This window comes from Neptuniibacter sp. QD48_11 (assembly GCF_047778095.1).
Taxonomy (GTDB): Bacteria; Pseudomonadota; Gammaproteobacteria; order Pseudomonadales; family Balneatricaceae; genus Neptuniibacter.
On sequence record NZ_CP180551.1, the window covers coordinates 1,450,035 to 1,466,326 of the forward strand.

Consider the following 16,292-nt stretch of genomic DNA (forward strand, 5'->3'; position numbering starts at 1 on the left):
GCTGCAAAGCAAAACCTCAATCAGGCAGAAATTCCACTTCGGTTAGGTACTCAGCGCCATCTACCTTCAAAACACTACTTTTAAGCTGGAAAGCACTAACCTCGAAATTCGCAGTGAATCCCAGTCCTTTATGGCTGACCCGCCTGACCACTTCAGGTGTTAATTTTTTGCTGCGCCCTAAAGTTATATGAGGCATGTATTTCCGTTGTTCTAGTTCTATGCTTAGTCCTCTAATTTTGTGACTTAGCGACTTTTGTAGACGTTTTAAGGGCTCCGATTCTTCTACGCCTAACCAGATAATTCCTGATTTGAAATAGCCTATCTTCCGCAGGCGAAGTTCAAAAGGTTCAAAACTGGTTTCAGATACCGCTTCAATTATCTCTTCCAAGTGTTGATGGGGCTGATCGCCGATAAACACTAAGGTGATATGTAGTTGATGAGTCACGGTCCAGCGTACTTGTTCGAGTTCAGGACAATAGAGTTCGGTAATCCGATCCTGAAGATCTTCAGGCAGATCGATAGCTAGGAATAGGCGCATAGCAAAAAATAAAAAACACAGCTTATGGTTATTTCTATCTTAGTAAATCATAGGGGTGCTTGGAAGGAATGTTACAAAGCTTGATAAAGTGACTTTCAAAGTCATCTACTCATTTTTATCGTCTCCGTTGCAGCTTATAATAGCCGTCCTTTTTTATTCCTAAAGATAGCCTGCTTTGAAAATTGTCCTAGCCCCGATGGAGGGCGTCGTTGATTACACTATGCGCGATCTGTTAACACAGGTCGGTGGTATAGATCACTGTGTTACAGAATTCTTGCGTGTTAGTGATCGTGTTTTGCCCGCTAAAGTGTTCCGACGTTTATGTCCTGAGTTACATAATGGAGGTAAAACACCTTCAGGGACGCCCGTTATTCTTCAATTGCTTGGTAGTGATCCAAATGTCCTAGCCGGTAACGCACGCAAAGCCGCCAAACTTGGCGCACCGGGGATAGATCTAAACTTTGGTTGTCCAGCTAAAACGGTTAATCGCAGTAAAGGTGGAGCCGTTCTATTGGATACGCCGGAACTTGTTCATGAGATCGTAAAGGCGGTGAGACAAGCTGTTCCTGCAGAAACCCCTGTATCGGCAAAAATGCGTTTGGGCAATAAAGATAAATCCTTGGCGATGGAAAACGCTCATGCGATAGCTGAAGCAGGTGCGGATAGTTTAGCCGTACATGCCCGAACAAAGCTCGAAGGTTACAAGCCTCCAGCTCACTGGGAATGGATTGCTAGAATTCGAGAGGCTGTCGATCTTCCTGTAGTCGCTAATGGTGAGGTATGGAATTGGCAGGATTTTCAACGTTGTCGTGAAGTCAGTGGTTGCGACACGATTATGATCGGTCGCGGCCTTATTGCGAAGCCTGATTTGGCTAAGGTTATAAAATATCACCTTGCTGATGAGGAGGTGAGCAGTTATAACTGGAGTCAGGTTGTGCCGTTTATTGAGGCATACTTAAACCGCATTGAGCGAGATATTGCGCCCAAATATGTGCATGGCCGCATAAAACAGTGGTTAAGTCACTTACAGCGAGAGTATAAAGAAGCAGACATGCTTTTTCAGAAAGTTAAAAAAATAAAGGAACCTTCTGAACTCAGACTTGCCCTAAAAGACTGATACGTCACAAGTGGATCAATGGAGAGATAAAAATGGCATCTTGGCTAAGTCCCGCTTCTAAACTAATGGGTAGTCTCAAATACCCAGCAAAGTTCAGTCTAGTCAGTGTGTTATTTCTAATACCACTTGTGCTGACAGTAACCTTTTACTGGCAAGAGTTGAGCCGTAGTATCGACTTGACCAAAGAGGAGATTAGGGGGATAGAGATTATCCGCTTAACAGAGCCTCTAGTACTTAATATTGGTCAGCACCGAGGCCTTACCAATGCGCTGTTAAACGGTAATACGGGTGTAGAGTCTAAAGTGTTGGATCGTCGTGGGAAGGTAGATCAAGCGCTTAGCCAATTAAAGTCTGGCACTACGGACGTTAGTTCTAGCACGCAAACTATTATTTCTTCACTTGATCAACAGTGGAGCAAGATCAAATCGAGTATCGGAAACACTGAACCTGCTGCCATCTTTGAACTACACAACGAGTTCGCAGCATCTGTGAGACGATTTAATGAAGTTATCTTGCGGGAATTCTCCCTCGAATTAGATCCACACTCTGATACTACTTTTATGATCGATAACGTTGCTGTGTTTCTACCACAGATTATCGATGAAACAGGTCAGCTTCGTGGCAAGGCTTCGGGTGTTGCCGCAAAAGGCGGCTTTACACCAGATAGCTATATCTATATCAATAACCTTATCGGTCGTTTAGAAAAAACCTACCCAGAATTAGCTAACGGCGAAACGATGCCTGAGTTGGAGTCGATGCGCTCGGAAATTATCGCAGCTGAAAAAGCGGTAGGTAGTTACATCGCTTATATTCAGCAGAATGTAACTGAGCCGGATAGCATTGCTGTTAACTCTAATGGGGTGTTTGGGGAAGGTACAACTGCGATCAAGCAGGTATTGAATCTGTATAAAATGATGTTGCCTGCATTGTATGAGAAAGAGCAGGAATATCTTTCTAAGCAGGTTAACAGTCGTAACCTCGTTTTGGCGGTTATTGCTGTGACCGTGTTACTGGCGATATATCTGTTCATGGGCTTCTATCGATCAACTATTGAAACCATGGATAGATTCCAACAGGTAGCAGGTCAACTTGCTGCAGGTGACCTGTCAGCTCGCCTTGAGCACTATGGCAAAGATGAGATGTCTGCTATCTCTGAAGGTCTTAATAAGGTTGCCGAAGGTTTTGAGTCTCTAGTGAGAGAAACTAAAAGTGCAACCACCTTGGTAACGAATAGTTCTTCACGACTTTCTGCTGAATCTTCTCAAACTCGGGATGGTGTGGCGCGTCAGAAAGAGGAAACCTCGCATATTGCTGAAGGTGTAGGAGAACTTGCAAGTAGCGCGTCAGAGATTGCGATGAATACCAATCAGGCATCTACAACAGCACAAGAAGTTAATGAAATGGCATCTGAAGGCTTGCTCGTTGTTCAAAAGACAACTTCATCTTTCAATGAACTTGCTTCTGATGTTTCTAAAACCAGCGCTGTGATCAGTGAACTGGATCAGGATGTTAAAAATATTCATGCAGTATCCAGTGTAATCAGTGATATCGCAGATCAGACTAACCTATTGGCTTTGAATGCGGCCATTGAAGCAGCGCGAGCGGGTGAGCAGGGCCGAGGCTTTGCCGTGGTAGCCGATGAGGTAAGAACCTTAGCTCAGCGTACACAGGATTCTACTGGCGAGATCCGTGAGACTCTTCAAAAGCTCGCTAGCTGTGCTCAGCGTGCAGTAGAATTGATGGAACATACCAGTAGCTCTGTTTCTGAAAATGTCTCTGAAATGGCTCGTGCGAGTGAAGTGTTGCAACAGATCGATAACTCTCTATCGGAAGTGAATCAGATGAATTCGGGTATCGCTGCAGCAGCTGAACAGCAAAGTGGCCTTGTAAATCATCTGCATGAGAGTTTGGCTGCAATCTCCGCAAGTGCTGATACATCGGAAGGGGCGGCCAGAAATACCTCTGCATTAGCAGATGATATGGCTAACTCGGCATCTCACCTTGAGAGCACACTGTCTAAATTTCGCGTAAGTTAATTAGACATAACCTAAAAATAGCCCGCTTTTAAGCGGGCTATTTTTGTATAAGTTAAGCACCAATTAGCAAAACGTTATTGTTAGAAAAATCATTCTATTAAGGATAATCGGATGAAAGCGATCTCAATCATTAAATACCTTTTCAGCCTGATTGGCTTAGGTCTGTTGATCCTAGCGTTTGTGTTATTCACAAATACTAAGAGCTTTTTGGAAACCGCTGTTACTGCTGAAGGAGAAGTTATAGAGCTAAGAGCCTCTAGAAGCAGTGATTCGCTTACTTATCATCCTGTCGTCTCATTTGTTACCAATGAAGGTCAGAAAGTGACATTTTCCTCGAGCGCTGGGAGTAACCCTCCTAGCTACTCGCAAGGTGAGGTAGTTGAGGTTCTCTACCAAACTAATTCGCCGCAAGACGCTAAGATTAATGGCTTTTTCACCCTCTGGGGTGGGGCAACCATTGTGGCTGGCCTTGGCGCTGTTTTCTTCATTGTTGGCATACTTATTCTAATATTTAGCGGTATGAAAGGCAGAAAACGTGATTACCTGAAAACTCAGGGTGTACCTATTAAAGCTCAGATTCATACGCTAGACAGGAACACCTGTATGGAAACGGATGGTGTAAGCCCGTTTGTGATTAGTTTGCAGTGGCACAATCCAGAAGATAACAAGATCTATCTGTTTAGAAGTGATGATATTTGGTTTGATCCGACTGAATATGTTGTGACTGATGAACTCACTGTTTATATCGACCGCAACAATCCTACTAAGTACCACGTTGATCTCTCATTTCTTCCGGAAGTTGCCTAACTTTATAACGTGTCACTTAAGTGTCATGAAAGTGGTTTATAAATTAATTGAGCAGGCAGTGACATTGTCTGCTCCAATCAGTGAGTGGTAGCACAATGAACCTCTATGACTTGTCAGGCTCGGGACCAGAATCAGAAAAGTTCGACCCGTTACTCTCTACTGATCAGTTTCGCATTGAACGTATTATCTCTCATGCCCACGCAACCCCCGAAGGGGAATGGTACGACCAAGCTTGGGATGAGTGGGTAATCGTTATCTCTGGAAGCGCTGGGCTTCGTACAGCAAATCCAGATCAAGAATTTACCCTGAATGCAGGTGACAGTTACTGTTTCCCTGCACATCAACGACACCGTGTTGAATGGACTGATTCTGATCAACCAACGATATGGCTCGCTGTTCACTACAATGAACCTAAGGAGGCTGGATCATGACAGCTAAAATTAGCTTTGTTCAGAACGATATTACCCAATTGAACGTTGATGCAATTGTTAATGCTGCGAACAACAGTTTGTTGGGTGGTGGCGGTGTAGACGGTGCAATTCATTCAGCAGCTGGACCCCATCTGTTAGCTGAATGTCACACACTGAATGGCTGTGATACGGGCAAAGCGAAAATTACCCAAGGTTATCGTCTTCCTGCTGAATACGTTATTCATACGGTAGGGCCGGTTTGGCGGGGTGGTGATCATGGTGAGTCAGCACAGTTGGAAGCTTGCTATCGTAACTCGATGGCTTTAGCCAACGAAAACCATATCAAAACAATCGCATTTCCGGCGATCAGTTGTGGTGTTTATGGCTATCCATTGGAGCAGGCTGCAGAGATTGCGTTATTCACGGTTAAGAGTGAATTGAAAAAAGAGACAAGCGTTGAAGAGGTTGTATTTTGCTTGTTTAGTGATGAACTGCTTACGGTATATCAAAAGGCCTCAGATAAACTTCCTGAAGCCATTAAAAAAGGAGGCAACATGGCCTCCTTTTTTGTCCTAGAGCACTGTCAGTGAGAGCTCTGGCAGTATTAGTGCTCGATCTGGATCTGACGCGGCTTCATCGCTTCAGGGATCTCATGAATCAGATCAACATGAAGCAAACCGTTTTCCATCGAGGCTTTAGTCACTTTTACATGATCCGCTAGTTGGAAACGTCTTTCAAAATTACGCGCAGCTATACCTTGGTAAAGGTATTGGCGATCTTGAGTTTGTTCTTTCTTCTGACCCGTAATCGTCAGAGTCCCGCTTTCACTTTGAATATCTAATTCGTCTTTTTCAAAGCCTGCCACAGCCATGGTAATACGGTAATTATTTTCTCCAAGTAGTTCGATGTTGTATGGAGGAAATGAAGGCTGGTTGTCGTTGCGGTTAGCGTTATCTAGCATGTTAGCTAGACGGTCAAAACCAATGGCAGAACGGTATAGTGGAGATAGATCGAATTCACGCATCTGTATATCCTCATCAAGCAATATATCTAAATTTAAAAGTTTGGCTCCTCTCTTGAGCGAGCCGTTAACCGACCTCTTTTGAGCCTCGGTTAACTATTTAGATAATGTCACTTGATGAGAATTCAAGCGTAAGGGGGATTATTTTTCTTCTTCAACGTTAAATCGATCAACGTCGTTGGTGATTTCTACATCAACATTGTGCGAAGGAATACGGTAATCGTGCACACGTTCCCATGAGTCTGAGCCAGGAGCACGTTCCCAAACTGTACCAGCATTGTAGGTAACCAGTTCACTCAAGGATGGGTCTAGGCGGCACATCTTTTCTACTGGGACAGGAAGAAGGTTGGAAAGCTGATCTTCCAGAAACTCTTCGGTTTCATAACCCGTAAACATACGCCAGCCTGTATCGTTTAAGTGTTCAGGAACTGTCTTGTACATAAAACGAATAGGCAGGGTTTCATCAAAACAAAGCTTTGAAACCAGCGCTAAGAAGCCGTTTTTGGTTTGGTTAGTTTCGGATTTAGTAGTTTTAGGCGTATCAACGTCAACAGATTTCATGTGCACTCAAACAGTAATAATTAATTGCAGGCCTATTTTAAACGCTCATAGGGCCCTATGCTAGCCATTAAAAGGTTAAGAAAATGTGCTGCAGGTTACTTTATTAACCTAAAGTTACATAAATCAGTCTAACCCGATTACTAAGCGTGCTAGAATGCGCTGTTTTTACAGTCAGATCCTCAGGAAAAATAGATGGCCAAAGGTAAAAAGTACGATTTTCAGTTAGTTGCTGAAGGGGAAACTTGGAGTGCTCAGATCTTGCGTCAGGCAAGTGCACGTAAAACTGTTATCTCCAAACAGCAGGATGGCTTTGCGACTGAAGATGAGGCCAAGGTTTGGGCTGAAGCTGAATTAGAACAGTTTATGAGCCAGCAAGTAGAGCGTAACAAGCGTAAAGCGGAAAAGCGCGAAGAGCGTGCTGAGATAGAAGCGCGTCAGGCTGAAGCAAGAGCTCGATTCGAAGACGAAGAATAACCTTTGCTATATTTTTCAATTAGACAGTTCTGATTGGATGAGTATTGCTTCTATGGCAAGGATTTTAGTGACGGTCAAAATAAGCCCTATCTGTTTAGATAGGGCTTATTCGTTTTATAAAATAGAATGCCGTCATATCAGTGGCTATAACTGCCTTAAATCTATCTTCGATTATATTGTTGACCACAAAGCCTTCCTTAACAATTAAGACTACGTTATTCTTTGCTGTATAAATAACCAGTAGATTAGTTTGATGCTGATATTAGGAATAGACCCAGGCTCCCGAATCACCGGTTACGGTGTGATTAACTGCGTTGGCAATAAAAATGAGTATGTTGCCAGTGGTTGTATTCGTATTAAAGGTGATGAATTACCAGAGCGATTACAGCAGGTGTATACCGGTGTATCTGAAGTGATCGAGCGCTATTGTCCCCAGGAGTTTGCGATTGAGCAGGTGTTTATGGCACGTAATGCCGACTCTGCTCTAAAGCTTGGTCAGGCGCGTGGTGTCGCTATTGTTGCAGGTACTAATGCGGAGTTACCGGTTTACGAATATGCTGCTCGTAAAGTTAAGCAGTCGGTCGTAGGTAAAGGTTCGGCTGATAAATCACAAGTTCAGCATATGGTGGCACATATTCTAAAATTACCCGGCTTGCCTCAAGCGGATGCTGCCGATGCACTCGCAATTGCACTCTGTCATGCGCATACTCGTAATAGCTTAATTAAAACAGCCGGTTCTATGTCTAGTCGCAATGCCAGTTGGAGGCGTCAATAAACGTCATGAATGAGATGGCTTACGCTGATTTTATCTATATTGCTGATCTAATTGGAGTTGCAGTATTTGCAACTGCTGGGGCTTTAGCAGCTCAAGGTAAGCAGCTGGATATTCTAGGAGTGGTTGTTTTAGCGATAGTGACAGCTTTAGGTGGCGGCACGATTCGCGATATCACTTTAGATATTCATCCCGTTGTCTGGGTGGCAGATACCTCTTATTTATGGACTGCAATTATATCTGCGGTAGTTGCTTTCTTTGTCTGTCGATATATTCAGTACCCTCGACGCACTTTGTTAGTACTGGATGCTATGGGGCTGGCTCTGTTTGCCGTGTTAGGTGCCGAAAAAGCCTTAGGACTTGGTTTGCCGCCGATTATCGTTGTTATGATGGCCGTTATCACTGGTTGTGCTGGTGGTATGATTCGAGATCTTTTGACTGGGCAGATACCGCTAATTTTGCAGCGAGATGGTGAGCTTTATGCGACCTGTGCATTAGCAGGCTCGGTATTTTTTGTGGTGTTTCAGTCGTATATCCCTGGGCAGCCAGTAGCGCTGATCTCTATGGTAATCATCTTTGTATTGCGTATGGCTGCGATGTTCGCAGATCTCAGGTTGCCTGAGTTTATTGTGGCAGGTCATAAGCTAGAAAAATTAGATAAGGATAAAAAGTAAGTGATTGGTCGATTAAAAGGTGAGTTGTTAGAAAAACAGCCTCCACAGTTAGTGCTTGATGTAAATGGTGTGGGCTACGAAGTGGAAGCTTCTATGAACACATTTTATCGACTACCTGAAGTTGGATTGCAGGTAACGCTCTTTACCCACTTTGTCGTGCGAGAGGATGCGCAGTTACTTTATGGTTTTATCGATAAGCAAGAGCGTTCGCTTTTTAGAACCTTGATTAAGGCTAATGGCGTTGGGCCGAAATTGGCGATTACTATCCTTTCCGGTATTTCTACAACTGAATTTGTGCGTTGTGTAAATGATGGTGATACCGCGTCTTTGATTAAGTTGCCAGGTGTTGGTAAGAAGACCGCAGAACGCTTAATCGTAGAGATGAAAGACAAGATTAAAGCGCTTGGGTTGGAATCTTCGGATGAGTTTCAGCTATCGGCGGCAGATGGTCCTGATATGGCATCATTCGAAACGGTTAGTGATAACCGCGCTGAAGCAGAAAGTGCATTGGTCGCGTTGGGCTATAAGCCCGTTCAAGCAACTAAATCGATTGAGCAAGCGCATAAATCTCTTGGTTCTGGTGCGAGCTGTGAAGATCTTATTCGTGTCGCTTTACGCTCCATGGTTGGTTAATAGAGTAAATAGTTATGATTGAAGCTGATCGATTTATCTCGCCTTTAAGTAACCCAGTAGAAGAGGCGCATGATCGCGCTATCCGCCCGAAAGCGTTAGAGGATTACGTTGGCCAGCCTGTCGTTCGCGAGCAGATGGAGATCTTCATCCAAGCGGCGAAGATGCGTAATGAGGCGTTAGATCATACTTTGATATTTGGCCCGCCAGGTTTGGGTAAAACAACTTTGGCTAACATCATTGCCAATGAAATGGGTTCGGAGATCAAAACCACTTCTGGTCCTGTGCTTGAAAAAGCAGGGGATCTTGCAGCGTTGTTGACCAATCTTGAGCCAAATGACGTTCTATTTATCGATGAAATTCACCGTCTAAGCCCGAATGTTGAAGAGGTGCTCTATCCAGCAATGGAAGATTACCAGCTGGATATTATGATTGGTGAAGGCCCAGCAGCACGTTCTATCAAATTAGAACTACCTCCATTTACATTAGTGGGAGCGACAACACGCGCAGGTTTGCTGACCTCTCCGTTGCGTGATCGTTTCGGTATCGTGCAGCGCTTAGAGTTTTATAACGTTGAAGATCTGACCAGTATTGTTGCTCGATCAGCAGACCTTTCTGGGACTAAGATCGATACGCAAGGTGCGTGCGAAGTGGCAAAACGATCTCGCGGTACGCCGCGTATTGCTAACCGTTTGTTGCGCCGTGCCCGAGATTACGCTGAAGTAAAAGGTGATGGTGTAATTGATAGTGATATCGCCGATCGTGCACTAAATATGTTGAACGTCGATCACCATGGTTTCGATCATCTCGATCGTCGTATGTTGCTGACTATGATTGAAAAATTTGGTGGCGGTCCTGTTGGTGTAGAAAGCCTTGCTGCTGCAATTAGTGAGGAGCGTGACACCATTGAAGATGTGCTAGAGCCTTATCTAATTCAGCAAGGGTTTGTGATGCGCACGCCGCGCGGTCGAGTTGTAACAGATCATGCTTATCAGCACTTCGGAATCGCCAAGCCTGAAGAGGCTTAAAATACGATCTGGATCAATAAACCCTATAAAAAATAGGATTTGTTGGTTAATCTGACATCAATCAAGATACGACAGAAGAAAAGCCGTCTAATATGCCTGCCAAATAACTGAAAAAAATAACAGGTAACAATATGACGGCCATACTTCGTAATGCAGAGATCACTGCATTCCGACTTGAGCTTAATCGTTTACTTATTCAGCTAAAAGCCGAGCTCGAAGAAGAGTTGCGAGACCAAATCTCATCTACTTCTGTATCCGAAGTGCGAGATATCGGTGAAGAAGTGGAACACGCTGTTGAGTTGGAGCGTCAGTTTGAAACGCTTCAGCGTCATCATGACGAGATTGCTGAATGCCAAGAAGCGCTTAAGCGTATTGAAGAGGGGAGCTTTGGAGAATGCATCAACTGTGGTGAGGAGATCGAGCTGACACGTCTAAAGGCTAACCCTACTGCATCACGCTGTATACGTTGCCAATCTATCCACGAATCTGCGTTAAAGAAAATCGCCTAGATCTATTCGCCAGCTATCTAATCTGATAGCTGGAAAACCCTTCCCAAACAGTCAATTCAAACGCTGGTTTTTCCTTGTATTAATCGCCATGACTGTTATTGTTGTGCCTTCATTTTTTTATCTATTAAATGGATGGAACTTATTGGTTTTTGACGAATCACAAAGCCGGTAAATTGTATCCTGTACCAAATTTTTAGAGGGAAGTGCTGTGGTCGAAAAAATGTCGATCTGGAGTCTGGTTGCCGACGCAAGTATCGTGGTTCAACTAGTAATGTTAATGCTTTTATTAGCGTCAGTACTTTCTTGGGTGATGATCTTTCAGCGCCAATCGGTGTTAAGCAGCGCGCGTAAATCACTTCGTAACTTTGAAGATCGCTTCTGGTCTGGTGTCGATCTTGGCCAACTTTTCCGAGAGATTAATCACGAACCAAATTCTGACTGTGGTGCCGAGAATATCTTCCGCGCGGGTATCAAAGAATATACGCGTCTAACTCAGCAAGCAGGTTATGACCCAGATTCAGTCATGGACGGCGTGCAGCGTAGTATGCGTGTAGCGCTAGCGCGTGAAGAAGATAAGCTAGAAAAGCACCTGCCATTCCTCGCAACAGTAGGTTCTACCAGCCCTTATATCGGTCTGTTTGGTACAGTATGGGGGATAATGAACTCCTTCCGTGGTTTGGCGAATGTTCACCAAGCGACATTGTCCGCTGTAGCACCAGGTATCGCCGAGGCTTTGATCGCTACAGCGATTGGTCTATTTGCGGCGATTCCAGCCGTAATTGCTTATAACCGCTACTCTGCGCAGGTTGAGTATCTGTTAGGTAACTACGAAACCTTTGCTGACGAATTCTCTTCTATCTTGCATCGTCGTATGCACGCATCCAACTAAGCGGGTTTGATCGATGATCAGACGGCATAAGAAAAAACGTAAGTTAAATGCTGACATTAATGTGGTGCCCTACATTGATGTCATGATGGTGCTATTGGTGATCTTTATGGTTACAGCACCGATGCTGACACAGGGCGTTAATGTTGATCTGCCTAAAGCAGCGGCAGAGCCTGTCGATGACGAAGATAATGAACCGGTTATCGTGACGGTTAATGCCGAAGGTGAGTACTTCATCGATATTGGTGGTGACCCTAAAGAAGCGGTTACGGCGGATATTGTTCAGGATCGTGTGGCCAAAATTTTAGCAAGTAACCCTAAGAAAATGCTGCTGGTACGCGGTGATCGTAATGTGAATTACGATTCGGTTGTGCAGTTGATGGTTTTGTTACAGCAAGCAGGCGCGCCGAGCGTAGGCTTGGTGACGGAGTAGGGGTTGATTTTGCGACCGGGTAGTTATCTTCTTCCTACAGTCCTTGCTGTCATACTTCATATCTTTGTTGTGGTTTTGTTGGCACAGAGCTGGTTTGAGCACAAAGAGGAGAAGCGTAAAGTCCCTCGTCATGTTCAGGCGCAGATTGTCGACCTGACCACGCTATCTGCTCAGCGTAAAGAAGCCTCTGAAGCTAAGGCCAAGCAGAAGGCGGATCAAATCCGCAAAGCTGAAGAAGATAAGAAGCGTAAAGCGGACGAAAAACGTAAGCAGGAAAAAGCTAAGAAAGAAGCTGAAAAGAAAAAACAGCTAGAGAAAAAGAAAGCTGAGGCTGAAAAGAAGCGTAAAGCTGACGAAAAACGTAAGGAAGACGCTAAAAAGAAAGCTGAACAAGATCGTTTAAAGAAGGCTGCAGCTGAGAAAAAACGTAAAGCCGACGAAAAGAAACGTAAAGCAGCCGAGAAGAAAGCGGCTGAAGAGAAGAAAAGAAAAGCTGAAGCAGCAGCGAAAAAACAAGCAGAAGAAAAAGCCCGCAACGAAGCGCTGATGCAGGCGTTGCAGGCAGAAGAAGCGGCGCTGCAAGCTGAAGAGCAGCGTGCTGCGGCAATGAGCTATGAGGCGTATATCGTCACGCAGATTACCCGGAACTGGCGTCGTTCACCGACTGCACGAAATGGTATGGTGGTAGAAATTACCGTACATTTCTTACCATCAGGTCGTGTAAATGATCTGTATGTTAGTAAATCTAGTGGTGATGCTCGTTTCGATAACGATGCCTTGCGTGCGATTGAGCGGGTACAAGTATTTGAAAAACTTCAGGAGATGGATTCGGTTGTGTTTGATCGATACTTCCGTAAGCGTGTATTGCGTTTCCGTCCTGAAGATCTACGGGATTAAGCCTGTTTTTAACTGGTATGGCGGCTATGTGTTTAAGGAGAACTAAATGAACAGAGTTTTACAGCGAGTAATAGCTACATTTGCGCTGTTGTTTTCGGTTTCCGTAATCGCTGAAGGTGATTTGGCAATCGAAATTACCCAAGGTATTGATGAGCCTACACCAGTCGCTGTTGTACCGTTTTCTTGGGATGGTAGCTTTGCTTTACCGGAAGATATCGCGCAGATCGTATCTGATGACTTAGGCCGTACCGGTCTATTCTCGATAATGGATCGCCGCAATATGCTGAGCTTTCCAAACAAGCGTGATCAGGTTTACTTCCGCGATTGGCGCGTGAGCAAAACTGAGTTTCTATTGATCGGTCGTCAGTTGCCATCTGAAGGTAAAGAGCTAAAAGTAGAGTTTGAACTTTACGATGTGCTTAAAGAGCAGCAGCTACTAGCAGAGCGTGTATCGGGTAGCCAAGCGAATATGCGTGATATCGCTCACTATATCTCGGATATGGTGTACGAAAAGCTAACCGGTGTTCGTGGTGCATTTTCAACTCGTATCGTTTATGTAACGGCTCAACAGTTTGGTGGTGGTAAAGGTCGTTATCGTTTGAAGATGGCTGATTCCGATGGTGCGCGTCCAATCACGATTCGTGAACAGAGCGAGCCGCTGATGTCTCCGGCTTGGTCTCGTGATGCGTCTAAATTGGCCTATGTGTCTTTTGAATCCGGTAAGCCTGCTATCTACATTCAGTATTTAGCGACAGGTAAGCGAGAAAAGGTTCAGTCGTTCCGAGGCTTGAATGGTGCGCCGGCTTGGTCACCTGACGGTAATAAACTTGCGATAGTGTTATCTAAAGATGGTAACCCTGAGGTTTATGTTCTAGACCTGCGTTCTCGTAGCCTGGCGCGAATTACTCACCATTATGGCATCGATACGGAACCTTCTTGGTCGCCTGATGGTCAGTCACTTATCTTTACCTCTGACCGTGGTGGTCAGCCGCAGATTTATCGTATTCATCTGCCAACACGTCAGTTAGAGCGTGTAACTTATGAAGGTAACTATAACTCCCGTGGTCGTTTGACTCAGGATGGTCGTTTCTTGGCGATGGTTCACCGTGGCGTAGATAACGTATTCAGAATTGCAGTTCAGGATCTTAAAACAGGTCGTTTAGATATCCTGACCGATACATTTTTAGATGAGTCCCCAACCATTGCGCCGAATGGCAGTATTATTCTGTATGCTACGCAAAAAGGTGTAAGAGGGGTCTTGGGCGGCGTTACCTTAGATGGTGGTGTGCGCTTCATTTTACCGGCAAGTAGTGGTGATGTTAGGGAACCAGCATGGAGCCCCTACTTGCAATAAAAGTTTATAGACATTAACTTATGTTCAGATTTGGACATGGCGGCATTCAATAATATTTTGCTTGCTGGGAAGACCAGCAAATATACAGGAGTGATCAATGCGAGCTTCCAACGTAACTAAAGCAGCTGCACTAGCGCTATCCGTAGCATGGGTAGCAGGTTGTTCTACAGGTGGTTCATCTACTGAAGGTGGCGTAACTACAGGTACTGATACTGGCACTACACAAGGTGTTAATCAGGGTTCTGTTTCCGGCTCTTCAATGGATTCTGTTGCTAACCTACAAACTGTTTTCTACTTCGATTTCGATAAATCAGTAGTTAAAGCAGGCGGCTTTGCTGATCTAGAGAAGCATGCAGCTTACCTTGCTGCTAATCCATCTGTTCAGGTTGTACTGGAAGGTCATGCCGATGAGCGTGGTACGCGTGAGTACAACATCGCGTTAGGCGAACGTCGTGCTAAAGCGGTTTCTCGTTTTATGCAGGTTAACGGTGCATCTGCTTCTCAGATCGAAACTGTTAGCTTTGGTGAAGAAAAACCAGCGATTTTGGGTCACAGCGAATCTAGCTGGAGCCAGAACCGTCGTGTGGAACTGAAGTACGTATCTCGTTAATTTATGACTTCGAACTCTACCGTTCTTTCTACTGCATTAGCGCTGGCGATCAGCGCTAATGTTGTAGCAGAAGAAGTACCCGTTATTGAGTTGGGTGTTGGCGCTTCGCCTGCCAATGTTCAACAGCCTTCCTACAATGCCCACTCGGCTTCAAAAAATAGTGAACTGATACTTATCGTCCAGCAGTTGCAGGACGAAGTGCGTTCTCTACGTGGTCAAGTAGAGCAGCAAGATTACCGCCTAAAGCAGATGGAACGCCAACAGCTAGAACGCTATCGCGATCTAGATGGTCGTATCACCGCTTTAAGGGATCCCGCTTTAACACCGCCAGCTACGTCTGGCCAGTTAGGTGCTGATAACGCGCCGGTGTTAGAGGGAAGTTCATCGGTATCTAGACCGCAAGTGCCAGCAGATGTTGCGCCTTTAGCGCCATCAGCGGGTGATGCACAGGCTTATCGTGAAGCCTTTGGTCTGGTTAAGGTGAGAAACTTCCCAAAAGCGGCTGAAGCATTTTCTGCTTTTGTGAAGGATTACCCACAAAGTGTACGTTTGCCTAATGCTTACTACTGGCTAGGTGAGATTCACTTAGCAGAGCAAAAGCCTGAACAAGCGCGTGAATCATTCGTGCAGGTGTTAACTCAGTTCCCGGATAACCCGAAAGCGCCGGATGCAGCGTATAAGCTAGGTATCATCTACAATCAGTTAGGTGACACAGCTAAGGCAACCGAATACCTTGATCTGGTAATCAATAAATACCCTGATTCTGATGCGGTTCGCTTAGCTAAAGAGTTTAAGCGTCAGCTCTAATCAATCTTTGGAATACACATGAATTCTTCTGCTTCAAAAAAAGCAGTGGTGTTGCTGTCTGGTGGTCTGGATTCAGCAACAGCGCTGGCAATGGCTGCTGAACGTGGCTACAGCTGTTATGTATTGAGCTTTGATTACGGTCAGCGCTCTTTAACTGAGTTAAATGCGGCTAAGAAAATTGCCAAGCAACTTGATGCGGCTGAACACCGTGTCATCCGTCTTCACTTAGAAGATTTTGGTGGCTCAGCACTAACAGACCACAGCATCGATGTACCAGAAGAGGAAACCGATGAGATTCCGGTGACCTACGTTCCGGCACGAAATACAGTTTTCATGTCCTTAGCACTAGGTTGGGCTGAAGTACTGGAAGCTGATGCGATCTTTATTGGTGTCAATGCAGTCGATTACTCCGGTTACCCTGATTGTCGTCCAGAATATATTGCTGCCTTCGAAACCATGGCAAACCTTGCGACTAAGCGTGGCGTTAGTGGCGATCCAATCAAGATTGAAACACCGCTGATCGACCTAACCAAAGAAGAGATCATCCAAGAGGGTACTCGTCTGGGTGTTGATTACGGTTTGACGGTTTCCTGCTACCAAGCAGACGATGAGGGCCAGGCATGCGGCGCGTGTGATAGTTGTCGTTTGCGCGCAAAAGGCTTTGTTGATGCAGGCTTGGAAGATCCGACCCGATATCAATAAAAAAGCCTTGCTTTTGCATTAAGGAT

General features: G+C 45.0%; 21 protein-coding genes. 18 read left to right on the forward strand and 3 right to left on the reverse strand.

Annotation, left to right across the window (positions count from 1 at the left end):
* Nucleotides 1-16: 16 nt before the first annotated feature.
* A complete protein-coding gene (gene thpR, locus ACMXYU_RS06555; RefSeq protein ID WP_415900792.1) occupies nucleotides 17-538 on the reverse strand; it encodes an RNA 2',3'-cyclic phosphodiesterase in 522 nt (173 codons plus the stop codon).
* Nucleotides 539-713: 175 nt separating this feature from the next.
* Here thpR and ACMXYU_RS06560 point away from each other — a divergent pair, with 175 nt between their 5' ends.
* From ACMXYU_RS06560 to ACMXYU_RS06580, 5 genes are all read left to right on the forward strand, one after another.
* Nucleotides 714-1,655, forward strand: coding sequence for a tRNA-dihydrouridine synthase (locus ACMXYU_RS06560; protein ID WP_415900793.1), 942 nt, complete (start codon nucleotides 714-716; stop codon nucleotides 1,653-1,655).
* Between the two features lie 32 nt (nucleotides 1,656-1,687).
* Nucleotides 1,688-3,691 (forward strand): methyl-accepting chemotaxis protein, encoded by a 2,004-nt coding sequence (locus tag ACMXYU_RS06565; protein WP_415900794.1) that lies wholly within the window; start codon nucleotides 1,688-1,690, stop codon nucleotides 3,689-3,691.
* Nucleotides 3,692-3,802: 111 nt separating this feature from the next.
* Complete coding sequence (locus ACMXYU_RS06570; RefSeq protein ID WP_415900795.1) at nucleotides 3,803-4,498, forward strand: DUF3592 domain-containing protein; 696 nt, start codon at nucleotides 3,803-3,805, stop codon at nucleotides 4,496-4,498.
* Between the two features lie 95 nt (nucleotides 4,499-4,593).
* The gene (locus ACMXYU_RS06575) at nucleotides 4,594-4,929 is read left to right on the forward strand and encodes a cupin domain-containing protein (RefSeq protein WP_415900797.1); all 336 of its coding nucleotides are present in this window, start codon (nucleotides 4,594-4,596) and stop codon (nucleotides 4,927-4,929) included.
* Nucleotides 4,926-5,498: an O-acetyl-ADP-ribose deacetylase gene (locus tag ACMXYU_RS06580; protein ID WP_415900798.1), complete on the forward strand. Its 573-nt coding sequence runs from the start codon at nucleotides 4,926-4,928 to the stop codon at nucleotides 5,496-5,498. The genes ACMXYU_RS06575 and ACMXYU_RS06580 overlap by 4 nt, the downstream gene beginning before the upstream one ends.
* A gap of 14 nt (nucleotides 5,499-5,512) precedes the next feature.
* Here ACMXYU_RS06580 and ACMXYU_RS06585 read toward each other — a convergent pair whose 3' ends face one another.
* The gene (locus tag ACMXYU_RS06585) at nucleotides 5,513-5,932 is read right to left on the reverse strand and encodes an Hsp20 family protein (RefSeq protein WP_415881564.1); all 420 of its coding nucleotides are present in this window, start codon (nucleotides 5,930-5,932) and stop codon (nucleotides 5,513-5,515) included.
* Between the two features lie 138 nt (nucleotides 5,933-6,070).
* Nucleotides 6,071-6,490: a DUF2185 domain-containing protein gene (locus ACMXYU_RS06590; RefSeq protein ID WP_415900800.1), complete on the reverse strand. Its 420-nt coding sequence runs from the start codon at nucleotides 6,488-6,490 to the stop codon at nucleotides 6,071-6,073.
* A gap of 192 nt (nucleotides 6,491-6,682) precedes the next feature.
* Here ACMXYU_RS06590 and ACMXYU_RS06595 point away from each other — a divergent pair, with 192 nt between their 5' ends.
* The 13 genes from ACMXYU_RS06595 to queC all read left to right on the forward strand — a co-directional run bounded on the left by ACMXYU_RS06595 (nucleotide 6,683) and on the right by queC (nucleotide 16,266).
* On the forward strand, nucleotides 6,683-6,964 hold the full coding sequence (locus ACMXYU_RS06595; protein WP_415885039.1) for a DUF3622 domain-containing protein: 282 nt from the start codon (nucleotides 6,683-6,685) through the stop codon (nucleotides 6,962-6,964).
* A gap of 253 nt (nucleotides 6,965-7,217) precedes the next feature.
* Nucleotides 7,218-7,739 (forward strand): crossover junction endodeoxyribonuclease RuvC, encoded by a 522-nt coding sequence (gene ruvC / locus ACMXYU_RS06600; RefSeq protein WP_415896391.1) that lies wholly within the window; start codon nucleotides 7,218-7,220, stop codon nucleotides 7,737-7,739.
* Between the two features lie 5 nt (nucleotides 7,740-7,744).
* On the forward strand, nucleotides 7,745-8,410 hold the full coding sequence (locus tag ACMXYU_RS06605; protein ID WP_415900802.1) for a trimeric intracellular cation channel family protein: 666 nt from the start codon (nucleotides 7,745-7,747) through the stop codon (nucleotides 8,408-8,410).
* Nucleotides 8,411-9,043 carry a Holliday junction branch migration protein RuvA gene (gene ruvA, locus ACMXYU_RS06610; RefSeq protein WP_415900804.1) on the forward strand — a complete coding sequence of 211 codons (633 nt, stop codon included), beginning with the start codon at nucleotides 8,411-8,413 and terminating at the stop codon, nucleotides 9,041-9,043.
* Nucleotides 9,044-9,057: 14 nt separating this feature from the next.
* Nucleotides 9,058-10,068 (forward strand): Holliday junction branch migration DNA helicase RuvB, encoded by a 1,011-nt coding sequence (gene ruvB, locus ACMXYU_RS06615; protein WP_415896389.1) that lies wholly within the window; start codon nucleotides 9,058-9,060, stop codon nucleotides 10,066-10,068.
* A gap of 131 nt (nucleotides 10,069-10,199) precedes the next feature.
* Entirely contained in the window at nucleotides 10,200-10,577 is a 378-nt protein-coding gene (locus ACMXYU_RS06620) for a TraR/DksA family transcriptional regulator (RefSeq protein ID WP_415900806.1), read from the forward strand.
* Nucleotides 10,578-10,797: 220 nt separating this feature from the next.
* The gene (gene tolQ, locus ACMXYU_RS06625) at nucleotides 10,798-11,466 is read left to right on the forward strand and encodes a protein TolQ (protein ID WP_415884264.1); all 669 of its coding nucleotides are present in this window, start codon (nucleotides 10,798-10,800) and stop codon (nucleotides 11,464-11,466) included.
* A 13-nt stretch (nucleotides 11,467-11,479) separates the two neighbouring features.
* Nucleotides 11,480-11,896: a protein TolR gene (gene tolR / locus ACMXYU_RS06630; protein ID WP_415900808.1), complete on the forward strand. Its 417-nt coding sequence runs from the start codon at nucleotides 11,480-11,482 to the stop codon at nucleotides 11,894-11,896.
* A gap of 3 nt (nucleotides 11,897-11,899) precedes the next feature.
* Nucleotides 11,900-12,793, forward strand: coding sequence for a cell envelope integrity protein TolA (tolA, locus tag ACMXYU_RS06635; protein WP_415900810.1), 894 nt, complete (start codon nucleotides 11,900-11,902; stop codon nucleotides 12,791-12,793).
* Between the two features lie 46 nt (nucleotides 12,794-12,839).
* Nucleotides 12,840-14,147 (forward strand): Tol-Pal system beta propeller repeat protein TolB, encoded by a 1,308-nt coding sequence (tolB, locus tag ACMXYU_RS06640; protein ID WP_415900811.1) that lies wholly within the window; start codon nucleotides 12,840-12,842, stop codon nucleotides 14,145-14,147.
* Between the two features lie 97 nt (nucleotides 14,148-14,244).
* Nucleotides 14,245-14,757 (forward strand): peptidoglycan-associated lipoprotein Pal, encoded by a 513-nt coding sequence (gene pal / locus ACMXYU_RS06645; protein ID WP_415900812.1) that lies wholly within the window; start codon nucleotides 14,245-14,247, stop codon nucleotides 14,755-14,757.
* Between the two features lie 3 nt (nucleotides 14,758-14,760).
* Nucleotides 14,761-15,564: a tol-pal system protein YbgF gene (ybgF, locus tag ACMXYU_RS06650; protein ID WP_415900814.1), complete on the forward strand. Its 804-nt coding sequence runs from the start codon at nucleotides 14,761-14,763 to the stop codon at nucleotides 15,562-15,564.
* Nucleotides 15,565-15,582: 18 nt separating this feature from the next.
* Complete coding sequence (gene queC / locus ACMXYU_RS06655) at nucleotides 15,583-16,266, forward strand: 7-cyano-7-deazaguanine synthase QueC (RefSeq protein ID WP_415900815.1); 684 nt, start codon at nucleotides 15,583-15,585, stop codon at nucleotides 16,264-16,266.
* Nucleotides 16,267-16,292: the final 26 nt, after the last annotated feature.

Excerpts from the sequence above, each read along its gene's own strand:
- thpR (WP_415900792.1), bottom strand. The coding sequence starts at position 538 with ATGCGCCTATTCCTAGCTATCGATCTGCCTGAAGATCTTCAGGATCGG.
- ACMXYU_RS06565 (WP_415900794.1), top strand. The coding sequence starts at position 1,688 with ATGGCATCTTGGCTAAGTCCCGCTTCTAAACTAATGGGTAGTCTCAAA.
- ACMXYU_RS06570 (WP_415900795.1), top strand. The coding sequence starts at position 3,803 with ATGAAAGCGATCTCAATCATTAAATACCTTTTCAGCCTGATTGGCTTA.
- ACMXYU_RS06575 (WP_415900797.1), top strand. The coding sequence starts at position 4,594 with ATGAACCTCTATGACTTGTCAGGCTCGGGACCAGAATCAGAAAAGTTC.
- ACMXYU_RS06580 (WP_415900798.1), top strand. The coding sequence starts at position 4,926 with ATGACAGCTAAAATTAGCTTTGTTCAGAACGATATTACCCAATTGAAC.
- ACMXYU_RS06585 (WP_415881564.1), bottom strand. The coding sequence starts at position 5,932 with ATGCGTGAATTCGATCTATCTCCACTATACCGTTCTGCCATTGGTTTT.
- ACMXYU_RS06590 (WP_415900800.1), bottom strand. The coding sequence starts at position 6,490 with ATGAAATCTGTTGACGTTGATACGCCTAAAACTACTAAATCCGAAACT.
- ACMXYU_RS06595 (WP_415885039.1), top strand. The coding sequence starts at position 6,683 with ATGGCCAAAGGTAAAAAGTACGATTTTCAGTTAGTTGCTGAAGGGGAA.
- ruvC (WP_415896391.1), top strand. The coding sequence starts at position 7,218 with ATGCTGATATTAGGAATAGACCCAGGCTCCCGAATCACCGGTTACGGT.
- ACMXYU_RS06605 (WP_415900802.1), top strand. The coding sequence starts at position 7,745 with ATGAATGAGATGGCTTACGCTGATTTTATCTATATTGCTGATCTAATT.
- ruvB (WP_415896389.1), top strand. The coding sequence starts at position 9,058 with ATGATTGAAGCTGATCGATTTATCTCGCCTTTAAGTAACCCAGTAGAA.
- ACMXYU_RS06620 (WP_415900806.1), top strand. The coding sequence starts at position 10,200 with ATGACGGCCATACTTCGTAATGCAGAGATCACTGCATTCCGACTTGAG.
- tolQ (WP_415884264.1), top strand. The coding sequence starts at position 10,798 with ATGTCGATCTGGAGTCTGGTTGCCGACGCAAGTATCGTGGTTCAACTA.
- tolR (WP_415900808.1), top strand. The coding sequence starts at position 11,480 with ATGATCAGACGGCATAAGAAAAAACGTAAGTTAAATGCTGACATTAAT.
- tolB (WP_415900811.1), top strand. The coding sequence starts at position 12,840 with ATGAACAGAGTTTTACAGCGAGTAATAGCTACATTTGCGCTGTTGTTT.
- pal (WP_415900812.1), top strand. The coding sequence starts at position 14,245 with ATGCGAGCTTCCAACGTAACTAAAGCAGCTGCACTAGCGCTATCCGTA.
- ybgF (WP_415900814.1), top strand. The coding sequence starts at position 14,761 with ATGACTTCGAACTCTACCGTTCTTTCTACTGCATTAGCGCTGGCGATC.
- queC (WP_415900815.1), top strand. The coding sequence starts at position 15,583 with ATGAATTCTTCTGCTTCAAAAAAAGCAGTGGTGTTGCTGTCTGGTGGT.